Origin of the sequence: Novipirellula artificiosorum, assembly GCF_007860135.1 — a bacterium.
GTDB lineage: Bacteria > Planctomycetota > Planctomycetia > Pirellulales > Pirellulaceae > Novipirellula_A > Novipirellula_A artificiosorum.
Genome location: NZ_SJPV01000012.1, coordinates 275,867 through 287,128 on the forward strand (window position 1 = coordinate 275,867; position 11,262 = coordinate 287,128).

The 11,262-nt window shown below is 54.2% G+C and carries 7 protein-coding genes; 3 read left to right on the top strand and 4 right to left on the bottom strand.

The features are described from left to right. Positions 1-22 precede the first annotated feature (22 nt). Both Poly41_RS26585 and Poly41_RS26590 read left to right on the top strand, forming a co-directional pair. Positions 23-2,569 (top strand): outer membrane protein assembly factor BamB family protein, encoded by a 2,547-nt coding sequence (locus tag Poly41_RS26585; RefSeq protein ID WP_197231656.1) that lies wholly within the window; start codon positions 23-25, stop codon positions 2,567-2,569. 31 nt (positions 2,570-2,600) lie between these two features. Then, positions 2,601-3,155, top strand: coding sequence for an NUDIX hydrolase (locus Poly41_RS26590; RefSeq protein ID WP_146530390.1), 555 nt, complete (start codon positions 2,601-2,603; stop codon positions 3,153-3,155). A gap of 111 nt (positions 3,156-3,266) precedes the next feature. Here the strand turns inward: Poly41_RS26590 and Poly41_RS26595 are convergent, their stop codons facing one another. The 4 genes from Poly41_RS26595 to Poly41_RS26610 form a co-directional block, all read right to left on the bottom strand. Beyond that, on the bottom strand, positions 3,267-4,343 hold the full coding sequence (locus Poly41_RS26595; protein ID WP_146530391.1) for a radical SAM protein: 1,077 nt from the start codon (positions 4,341-4,343) through the stop codon (positions 3,267-3,269). Between the two features lie 379 nt (positions 4,344-4,722). Then, positions 4,723-5,085, bottom strand: coding sequence for a sulfatase/phosphatase domain-containing protein (locus Poly41_RS26600; protein WP_146530392.1), 363 nt, complete (start codon positions 5,083-5,085; stop codon positions 4,723-4,725). Beyond that, positions 5,051-7,348: a nucleoside hydrolase-like domain-containing protein gene (locus tag Poly41_RS34405; protein WP_197231657.1), complete on the bottom strand. Its 2,298-nt coding sequence runs from the start codon at positions 7,346-7,348 to the stop codon at positions 5,051-5,053. Before Poly41_RS34405 ends, Poly41_RS26600 begins: the two co-directional genes overlap by 35 nt. Positions 7,349-7,831: 483 nt before the next feature. Next, positions 7,832-9,790 (bottom strand): sulfatase, encoded by a 1,959-nt coding sequence (locus Poly41_RS26610; protein WP_146530393.1) that lies wholly within the window; start codon positions 9,788-9,790, stop codon positions 7,832-7,834. Between the two features lie 813 nt (positions 9,791-10,603). Here Poly41_RS26610 and Poly41_RS26615 point away from each other — a divergent pair. Then, positions 10,604-10,942, top strand: coding sequence for an endonuclease domain-containing protein (locus Poly41_RS26615; RefSeq protein WP_146530394.1), 339 nt, complete (start codon positions 10,604-10,606; stop codon positions 10,940-10,942). The last annotated feature ends 320 nt before the right edge of the window (positions 10,943-11,262 follow it).

Here is an 11,262-nt window from a genome sequence, read left to right on the forward strand (position 1 = left end):
GGATCTCGCGATAACACCAGCCATGAAAAATCTTCTGAAATCAATTCTTGCACAGGCATGCATCGCCCTGATCTCTGCCTACGGTGCGGGTGTCAAATATGAACTTACGGTACACGGAGCTGAACTCACGATACACGGAGCAGATGGAACGGGAACCTATCCTCAGGGAAAAGAAGTACCCTTGATTCTGAATAATACCCCCGAAGGCAGGGAGTTCATGACGTGGAGTGGTGGTGGTGGATATGTGCGTGATGTCTATTCCTCGAAAACGAGTGTTCTGATTCCCGCAAGAGATTTATGCATCAAAGCTATCTATCGCGATGAGGAAAGTTGCGGCATTTCCGACCTTGACCAGATCCGGCAAGAAGTGCGGTCCTCCGCAACGACCGAATCCAATGTCCGCTCCCGTCATGCAGCCCTTCGCCGTTGGTGGCGTCTATTATGGAGACAGGGATATGATATGCGCGTTTTCGACACAAGCTCCTGGACACTGCTGTCGAGTGGGGAAAGTACCCCGCAAATGATCCAGGCAATCGATCGGGGTTTTGCGATCCTGGAACACCTGTTCGCAAACCCGGTTCTTATCGCTGAGGTGACAGGTGCTGCAGATGTAGTTGACCAGGATGCTCAAAGCGAAAGCGGGCTGAGGCGTACCAACTGGCCCTTCTACCATGGTGTGGATGGGGCCCAAACTGGGTATTCACCTGATATAGGCCCTTCAAATGGAAAGCTAGCGTGGCGTTTCCCCAAACTAAACCAGGTTCCCCCGTCGCCGCCCATACTCCGTGACGGCAGGGTAACCATTTCGACGCTTAACTACTGTTTCGACGAGTTGACTGGAGAAAGGATTGATGCCAAACGAACCCAAATCGATGCCAGTTCATCCGGAGAACAGAAGGTGAAGGCCAAGAACTATGGCGACAGAATTGCTCTGTTCGAAGATGGGAAAATCCTCTGGGAACAGAATCTCGGGACAGAACTCAGGGGGGAGCCCACAGTCTATTCCGAAAGGCTATATGCAGGCAACAGCAAGGGTGAACTATTTGCTCTCGATAGAAGAGACGGAAATGTACTGTGGTCGTACGAGACGGATGAGAAAACAGAAGCGGCATACCAGTATTACTCCGCCCCTGCTGAATCCGGAGATCGGCTTTACGTCGGTGGAGCCGGGTCAATGGTGTATTGCCTCGATGCTGTTAAAGGTCGTCTTCTTTGGAAGCATAAGGTAAGCGATTGGATACGTTCAAAACCGCTGGTACTAGGGGATTTGGTTTATGTTGCCACATTAGACGGATATCTATATGGTTTGCGTGACGGTGGTAGCCAGGCCAAAGAAATAAGAAAAGTGAAAGTGAACGAACATGGATTCACCACGGACCTGGCGGGAAGTGATAAGGGAATATTGGCCGCCGGAAAAGATATGATCCTGTATTCCGTCTTTCCCGACACCTTTTTCCTGAACTGGAAACATGGGATCGTTGATGGTGCCTGGGTCGATGGCAATTTCTATCGGATCAAATTGGAGGGAGGACCACCATCGCTGACAGTCGCCGACGGGATTGTTTACTGTGGGGGAAAGGATCAATTTGTTCACGCGTTGAATGCAGAAACCGGAAGGGAGATCTGGAGGTTTGAGACCGGTGGCAAACTTGGAGCAGCCGTAACCGTGGTAGAAAACATGGTGGTTTTTGGCGTTTACGGTGGGAAGGGGGTGTATTACGCCCTCGATAAAGACACAGGCAACCAAATATGGAAGACGGAGGAATACGGCAATGTCTGGGTAGGAGCACAGTATAACGCAGGGAAGTTGTTTTTCGGGAATATGCACGGAATGATGTACGGGGCCGATGCAGCAAGCGGAAAAATGATCTGGTCATTCGACACAGCAAAAGATACCGGGAAAGAGAACTGGCGGAATATGAACAAGAGGGGGCATGGCTGGCCTCCGGGAATTTATCCCGTTCCTGTTGCGGATGCCAACAAGGTCTATACCGGTTCCTGGTCGGGCTATTACTTCGCCTTTGACCAGGAAACAGGGGAAATGGTATGGCGGACCCAGACGAACAATGGCAATCTGAACGGAGGACTCCCCGACTCTGCGGCTCCTGTTCTCTGGGGCAATCATGTCTACGTACAAAAGACAGGCAACATTCTCGCTGCACTGAATCGTGAAACCGGAACGATAGAATGGGAATGGACGGCTCCCAAAGGATATGGTCAGAATGGCACGGTCGCAGCCCATGATAATAAGATATTCGGCACCTACTTTGATGGCGGTCGCGCGTTCCCGATTAATGCTACGGTCATTGCTTTCGACGACGTGGCGCAAGGATCAGCCGAACTATGGCGTTATAGAGGCGGGGGCGGACTGACAGCCCCGGTCATCACCGATGGCAAACTCATTAATGTATCCTCAGCCGATCCCTTTATGGTCTGCCTTGACCCAGACGACGGCTCCGTAATCTGGCGGATATTCACGGGTGGCGTGATGCTGGAAGGTGTCCCAGCCATTTACGGAAACAAGGTGTATGCTCATTTCGATACCGATTGGATCTATGCAATCGAGTAGTTGTATGACGATTCACTGTTGGGAGTGAACTATGAATGGTTTTGTGAAAATACTTAGATTTGTTACGTTGTCTCTACTGATATTCTCTTGTGAAGTTGTTGCGCAAGATTCAATAAGTCCCAATCGCAACTATTTTAAACTATATGTTCTCAATGAGAAAAACGAAGTTCTTCTTGTAGAATATAGGAGTGTTTGGGAACCCATCGGAGGTGGATACAATAGCAGTTTGAACATGGAAGATTATGTGAGGAAACTTGCTATGACGGCAAATGTCAAGGCGACGGAAATACGTTTGCGCGGACTTTTTAGTGTCTTCTATAACAAGAGCGATCAACCTATCGTTTATCATTACTATACAGTTCGATATACGTCAGGAGAGATCAAAACTCCCGAAGATTGCACGGGAGTGAAATGGGTCAACCTCGATGAGGCTGGAAAGATAATGGGGTATGAAGAAATGGTAGAGATATACGCGAAAGTTCTTGAGAATCGCAATTTGTGGGGTGGGACTTATCGAATCACTAAAGACAATGCAAAGGAGACGCGTGAGGTTGAAAAACTCGTGGATTTTTTCAAACTCAATTAGCTGGGCAGCGCCAATTTGGAGCGGAAACGTTGCAAATACAAGCACGACAAGCAAACGCGTTCAGTCCGTTCAGGTTGTGGTCGAACGCTTGGTCTTGGCTTCGAGTGTGTCTCACGCTGGCGGCTGGTACATACAGAGCGGATCTTCGGCCAGTGGATCGCCGGTCGCCGCGTAGGCGCGTCCGCGTGAGCCACCACACAAGTCCTTCAAGTCACAGGCACCACAGCGGCCGCCGAAGGCCGATGTGTCGCGCAGACTGGTGAACAGTTCCGAGTCTCGATAGATGGTGAGCGGGTCGCTCTCGCGGACCGATCCTGCACTGAGCGGCAAAAAGCCAGAGGGCATGATGTCGCCTCGGTAGGAAATGAACATGATGCCGTTGCCATCTCGCATCCCCGCGCCGGGCACACGTGGCGGACCGGCGCCGCCCTGCCGCTTCGCAAGCACGCGGCGGTACTGGGGCGCTTCCGTGGTCGCGATCATAAAGTTCGACTTTTGACCCATCTCGATCAGCCACTGGAACAATTCCTCGGCCTGTTCGGGCTCGATTTGTCGGAGCAACTCACCGCGCCCCGTGGTCACCAAGAAAAACAGGCTCCAGCGTTTGGGTTTCATTTGGCCGACGCGCTCGTGAATCGCGGGCATGTCGCTGAGCGTATCCGCCGTGACCAGCGTGTTGACCTGCATGGGGATCTTCGCCTCGGCGATATGCTCGGCTGCCTCCAGCGTCCGATCGAAGCAGCCAGGAATACCACGTAGATCGTCGTGGCGTGTTGCGTCGGAGCCGTCGAGACTGAGCGACATGGCGCCCACGCCGTGCTCCTTCAGCTGAAACACGGCCTCGCGGGTCAGCTTCGGTGTCACGCTCGGCGCCACGTCAACGTGAAGCTTCAAAGACTTCGCATAGTCCATGATTTCGAAGAAATCGGGACGCTCCAGCGGATCGCCTCCGGTCAGCACCACCACCGGCATCGGCTTGGCCTCAGCCAGGGCACGCAGCACGGTGAAGGCTTCGTCCTTGGTAAGCTCGTCCGGAAGGCGCTCTTTGATTGCCTCTGCCCGGCAGTGCTTGCAGGCAAGCCCGCAAGCCCGCGTCAGCTCCCAATACACACGGCGCGGACTCTTGGTGTATCGGTAGCCCGGCTCGGGTGCAAAGGCAGCGTGGGGGTGTTGATGCGGATGAGGCATGAGCTCTTCCAATAGGGTTTTCAATGAATAGTCCACGCGGCTGATAGCGACTTAAATACTGCGTGGTGTCTGATTCTTCTAGAGATCAGACACACATTCTAGCCGCCGGGCCAGATTTTTGCACTGCGGTGGGGAACGCTGCCCCATGCGAAAATCCCGCTGGCGAGGCACAGAGCTTGGTATCAATCTCCCATTCTCCCCGGCTCTCCAAATACGTCGTCTGGATTTTTTCGGAAACATACGTGCCAGCGATCAGGCCGACCGAGCGTTGGCAAACTTGGAAAGGTGGCACTGAAACTATCCGCCCCGACCGAACCGTGGATCGTGCGCAATGCAACCTGGAATGCTGCAGTCTTCATGGAGTCAATTTCCTTTTCTCTCATTGCGGATGCCATTGATCGAGTGCTTGGCTCATGGCGTCGACCTTATCCGGCAATGACTGCACCAAGTTAGTTTGCTCGCCGATGTCGTTACTCAAGTCGTACAGTTCGTAAGCGTGCTTGCCTTCCTCTCCGCCGTACCAGAGTCGGATGAGCTTGTAATCGCCTTCACGAATAAACGAGCCGCCGACTGTGCCTGCAAGAGTCTGGGATCGGGGAAAATGGCAGAACATGCGATCCCGATCCAGAGCCATGCCGTCGGCTAGGACAGGCAGGAGGCTGATACCATCGATGGCCGCGTACTGTGATTTGTCGATGCCTGCAATCTTAGTCAGTGTGGGGAAGATGTCGATCGCATGCACCGGTTGGTTGCAGGCTGGCAGCCTGCACGACTCCCGAGCGACGTAGCAACTCGTTGTGAATGCGGCGGGAATGGTTGCGGAATTTCTGCTCGTTCTCTTTCTCGATTTCGGCCGTGTTGACTCCATCTGGCCGAATGTCGTCCAAGCTGACACCATAGGTTCCCAGCAATGTCCAATAGGTTGCTGAATCGGAATGGTCGACACCATCGTAGGCGAACTTGCCGTCCACGAAGATCGTGCCCAGCCTGCTGGTGCGGAACTGATCGTAATACTCGCGGCCCTTTGGGGCTCCGCTAACGATACCGTGTTGGCCGATAGCGCCGCATTCGTAGAAGCGGATTTTGTCGTCGGCTGCCACGCGTTTTAAATAGCTGCAAGCGGCCGAGTCTTCGCGGCAATTGGCGACGTTTTCGGGGTGTTCTTTCGATCCCTGATGGAGTGGCGAGTTCGTCCAGTGGGCGATGAAGCGAACACGCTTAAGAATGTCTTGTTTGCTGGTCGCCAAACAATGATGCACCAGAATCGCGGGCTCGGTTAGCGAACCCCAGCACAATACATTCAAGACATCATCATCCGCGATCGTCTCGGCTGTCGCGAGCAAGTCTGCGACGGTGTCATAGCGATCCAAAGAAGCGTAGGTGCGTTCGCTGTTGAAACGCTCGGCCGACTCTTTGATGCAAGACTGCTTGAATGAGATCGCCTTGGGAAATCCACCGATCTCTTTGTTCAGCGCCAACACTTCGGCTTCGTAAGCGTTACCAAAGTAGTTGCTGGCCCAGACGGCTTGGTCCGGCGACTCGCGATGCTCGTTGCGGTGAGTGCTGGCGACAACGATTCCCAGTGTTTCAAATTCGTTAGCCATCAACAGGTAACCCGCCATCGCAGATATGTCATCGGGATCATTGACGCTGCCTTCTTTCTCATCGCCACCTAAACGCTTGTCACTCATGTCGCTGATGATCCAGACTTTCGGCTTCCTGATCTTAGGCTTCCGGCCTGAAGCATTTTTGTCATCACGGGCTGGCATCACGTGCGTTAAGTCGGCTGGCAGCGTATTCGACGACGCTTCAACAATCTCGACTCTGCCGCCTTCCTCACTAACGAACAAATCCCCAAGTTTTTTGAGTCCATCAATGTAAACCGTCGCGTCGCCCTCGGCGCGAAAACGCACCTTGTTTACCGAGATGTTTTTGGCCTGTAGAGTCGCATTCTCTTTCACATTCGCTTCGCCGAGGTTGTTCTCCGGTTGCCAAGTCATCGGACGTCCGAAGTGAACACGGTTGGCAATCAGCTTCGCATCGCCCGACAGCTCGAGCGTTGTGCAGCCGAAGGTCATGTCTTGTGGCTTGTCGATGCCTTCAACGCGAACCGTTCCGGCACTTTGCATCCACTCACAGATATGGGTACGGCCCTTGATCGTTGCGTCGGTTTCTTCGCCAGAAAAGTACATGGCGTACATCGAAATGCCGACAGGTTCGCCGTTGTTCCGCTTTAATGTCAAGTTACCCATCACAAGCGGCGTTGCGAGATCGTTCGTCAGCGTGATTTCGCCTTTCAAGTTGTGCGGAAACAGCGATACGATCGTGTCTCGCGACGCGGTCAACGTGACTTCGGCGGGCGGTTGCCAGCCACCAATGCGGCGGAGGAAAAGAAACCAACGCTGGACGCGTGTGTCGGTCATGTTCAATCGCCAATTGACGCCGGGAAGCAAATTGTCCCGATTGTACTGGGCTGTGATCGAATCACCCGGCACCAAATTCAACTTCGTGCTGCCGCCTTTGTCACAGTAAACACCCAAGCCAATCGGGAAGTCCGAATCGGTCAACGTCACGTCTGCTTCACCCGACAAGATGATGGCATCGGGTCGCGGACCGGCTTTCAATCGCGTGCCTCGAAGGACGCCTTTGCCTTTTTCCCAGTGGAAACTGATGCCGTAGGAATACGATACTGTCGTGTCGGTCGCTTCCCAAAGACCTTGGTAAAGACGAAAGACTGTGTGGATCGCCGTACCACCTTTGTTTACGAAACCGCCGATCTCGCATTTGTTTGTTACCAGCGTGCCGCCTTCCCACTTGACACTGTGATGGCGTGAATAGTCACCGACGATTTCGAACGTGCAATTCTCCAGCGTGAGCTTGGCGTTTGCAGGAAGGATCAAACTGCCGTCGAGTCGGATGTGTTTGTCGCGTACGACTTCCTCCCCACTGACCGTCCAGTCGCCTTGGCGTGAGTCGATGTCACGCGCGGCAGCGGGGGAGACCATCAAGGTCGTGCAGGCTGCTAGCCTGCACAAAAAAAGAATGATGATTGCAGGTTGGCAGCCTGCCCTAGGGTTTTTCGGCATGTTATTGCTTGGTTGAATGAGAAGAAAGCTTTTTTTGCGGGCTAGCAGCCTATTCAGCTCCAAGGCCAAATTTCAGGCTGGCGCCTGAGCTACGGATGGGGCGCAAACCGAGTTCTTGAGCACCATTGTGACGCCAAAACGTGGCTTTGCTAGTGGATATCGCGCCTACGGGAAGTAAGACTCTACACACCCGGAATCCACTCGATGCGTCGCCCGTCTGTTGCCCTGACACGAACAAATATGCAGCATTTTGGCATTCTTTCGCCGTGCCCAAGACGACATCAAATAGACGTGCGATGCATTATCTAATCGACACTTTCGGCGTCTTCGGGGCACTGTTCGGTTAGGCCAGCACTTCCCGCTTTGCCATCGCTGCTGAGCGTTTGCAACGTCTCGCCTCGATTACTGGAATTCCCAGCGTTTGACCGACTTCTTCGTGTTCGCATCAAGGTAGTCGATGGATTGGATCTCCACCGGCCCCTTTTCGAGAGGAAGATACAGACGAACGATTTGTGTCGTTTTCTCAATCGGCAAATCGATCCGCAGCTCCTGCCACTCCGATCCAGCAGGAAGATCGAATTCCACCGTCTGCCCCTGAGCAGGAAAATTCTCCTGAGCCGCCAACTTCCACTGCACCATCCCTGCACCTCCCGTCTGACTCCGAGCCCGAAGGTGCAGAGTCAACGGGATCCCCGTTTTGATTTGAGCCGTGCCGAGGAAAGGGTTCCGTTTACCCGGCTCCATCGTCACGACCAAGGCTCCGTTCTTGACCTCGACCGAACACATTTTCGGCACGAGACCGGCATCATGGGACCGAGCCGCCATGGCCACCTGCGGCCTATACGCCGGATTGGGTTTAGGCACCAAGGCACCTGTGTCTGCGATGAACTCGTCGATCAACGCGTCAAGTGCCTTCACCCTGTCCGGCATGGTCTCGGCCAGGTTGTTCGTCTCGCTGATATCCTTCGTCAGGTTGTAAAGCTCGCGCACCTCGGGGTAATCTCGATGCGGTTCGAAGCGTCGGATCAGTTTCCATTCACCTTTCCGCACCGACACCGCTGGGATGATGTGAGGAAACCAAGTGAAGTAGGCCTCACGATTGAGACGGCCGGTCCGCTCGAGAACCGGTAGAAACGACAGTCCGTCAACAATGTGATTGGCTGGCAACTCGACGTTCAGCGCATCGAGCACGGTGGGATAGAGGTCAATGGCTCCGACAACGGTGTTATCGGTCGTGCCCGGTTTGATCTTGCCCGGCCAACGCACCATCAACGGCACACGTTGACCACCCTCGTAGATGCGCGCCTTGCCTTCGCGCAAGGGTGCATTGTTAGTGGGGCCTTCACCTCCGGCCCACTTTCGCCACTCCCGAATCGCGGCCATCTTCGGGTGATTCACACCTAGGTTGGCGATCTTGCGGTCGTCCTCACGATTGCTGTGCACATTGCCGCCATTGTCCGAATAGAATACGAACAGCGTGTTCTCGGTCAGTCCCAATTCGTCCAGCTTGGCCATCACGCGGCCAAGGCTTTCATCCACACTCTTGAGCATCGACGCCATGATCGGATTCCGCTGCTCACCCCGCGGATCGGTCTTTTTTGCGAATGCGGCCGTGTATTCTTCCTTGTGCCCCCAAGGTCCGTGCACGCCATACTGCCAGAGGTTCAGGAAGAACGGCTCGTCCCGATGTACTTCGATGAACTTCAACGCCTCATCGGTCAGGCGATCCGTGATGTATTCCCCATCGGGTCCATCGGTGATGTTGCCCACGTGATGCTGACCGGTCGGGCGTCCTTCGGTTACGACCCCATAGGGTGAAAAATAGCTCGGCGGCCCTGGATCGGGCGCGCATCCCCAAGTCGTTTCGAAACCGTTCTGATCCGGTCGATTCGCCGGCATCAGACCGAGGTGCCATTTACCAAAGTGCCCCGTTCGATAGTCTGCGTCTCGCAACACCTCCGCCAAGGTCACGATCGCCGGATCAATGAAGTTCTTGCTGTTTGCGAAGATGAACTGCGCGGCTGGTGAAGCCTTCTCGGGATAGGGCGAAGCGTTTGGTGCCGCGGGCGGTTGATGGCCACTGGCGGACGTAATGCCATGACGCGCTGAGTGCTGCCCCGAGAGAATTGAGCACCGCGTTGGCGAGCACAGCGGCACGGCGTAGGCATCCGTGAATCGCATCGACTGCGTCGCCAATCGTTCCATGTTCGGGGTCTCGTAGTACTGCGACCCATAAGCGGAGCTATCCATCCAGCCCATGTCATCAACGACAAAGAGCACGACGTTGGGCTGGTCCTTAGCCGCGGCGGGAACCCCCCCAACGAACAGCAACGCGGTCACGGCGGTCCAAGTCAATTTCATTGCAGGTCTCATTGTCGTAAAAGCAGGGTGGGCATCTTCCACCCATTCGTTGCCGATCTTGTTCGGTGGGCGGAGTTCACCCTACCCTTAACCGATTCTATAATCCAGTGGTTGCGGCGTGGGGTCAAAAAGCTCGAACCAATACTTTGGCAGATGAAAACCGAAGCCGCGTCATCAACGGCGGCACGATTTTGGGGTTGAGATCGAGGGCAACTGGATCGGCGATGTCGAAAAAGCCTTGCAACACGATGACGCTGCGCAGCGGAAATCCAACCGGTTCGTCCGAGATCGGTGGATGCCTATTGCTTGAAAGTCCGTTTTTGCCGGTGTCTAATGTTCGGCTGAGATATTTGACCGGACACCGTTGATTGCCAATGAGTTTATAAGACCGCATCCAATTCAGAATTCTACCACGCGGCCTCGTTTTCCGTTGGTACTGGAGTTACACCAGAAGAAGTCAGCGCATGCATGATCCCGATATCATCGTGAAGGCCATCGCCGCGCACGCATAGTGGAAGTTTCGACTTCGCGAGGCCATCAAGACCAAGAAGAGCGAATGGACCGTCAAGCAAGTCCAAACGGACAACCCGTGTGAATTTGGCATTTGGCTCCAAACGCTGCCACCGGAAGACCGCAAGTCCCAGCTCTGATGCCGGTTGCACAAACAACCGCCTGCGGAACTCTATTCACGGCCTCGCGGGTAGGGTCACCCCAGCCAACCCCTCCCAGAGGACGTCGATTGTATTACTGAGCGATCGCGGGTTGCCAGCAATGGGAATTGAGCCCAGCGAGGGGGAGGGCTGAACACAATGCGTGTCTACCCACACACGAACCAAACATGACCAAACGAAACCCATCGAAGACGCCCGCGAACTTCGCAAGCGGCAAACGGAATCTAAGGTTTCGTTCTGGAGTGTGCCGCATGCGAAACAAGTACGCGGTTTGAAAGTGCGTCGCCAACATCCCGAGCCTCCCTACATCCTCGACTTCGCCTGCCATGTCAAAAAGTTCGCCGTTGAAATCGACGGTGTGTACCACGACGACCAACAACGAGAAAGGTATGTGATCAAAAGAGGATGCGACATCATCCGTTTTACGAACGAAGAAGTGCTCGGCGAGGTTGAATCGGCGAGGTTGAATCGGCGAGGTTGAATCGGCGGCAATCGTCATCGCCAAACATTCTGGATTGAAATACGAATTCAAGAAACGTCAGGGCGGAATCTCGAGCGTGTTAGATTGCCAACGGATTCATACGGATCAAGAACAGCGAAAGCCCAAACCGTGAACCCTCCCCCTCGCTTCGCTCGACCCCTCCCGAGCGGGCTCGTTGTACCACATAAGTTATACGCTTGAAAAATTTTTTGCACCTGGCCCAAAAGCGTTCCATGCGTTGGACAGGTCGTAGGATCTCTGGATTCCAACCCAAAGCGTTTGCGTCCCAGGATCGTTCTTTGGTCGATCGATGAAGCCGC

What these genes read in the sequence shown, in the direction of transcription:
- Poly41_RS26590 (WP_146530390.1), top strand. Translation starts at nt 2,601, where the DNA reads ATGAATGGTTTTGTGAAAATACTTAGATTTGTTACGTTGTCTCTACTG.
- Poly41_RS26610 (WP_146530393.1), bottom strand. Translation starts at nt 9,790, where the DNA reads ATGAAATTGACTTGGACCGCCGTGACCGCGTTGCTGTTCGTTGGGGGG.
- Poly41_RS34405 (WP_197231657.1), bottom strand. Translation starts at nt 7,348, where the DNA reads ATGGTCTCCCCCGCTGCCGCGCGTGACATCGACTCACGCCAAGGCGAC.
- Poly41_RS26585 (WP_197231656.1), top strand. Translation starts at nt 23, where the DNA reads ATGAAAAATCTTCTGAAATCAATTCTTGCACAGGCATGCATCGCCCTG.
- Poly41_RS26595 (WP_146530391.1), bottom strand. Translation starts at nt 4,343, where the DNA reads ATGCCTCATCCGCATCAACACCCCCACGCTGCCTTTGCACCCGAGCCG.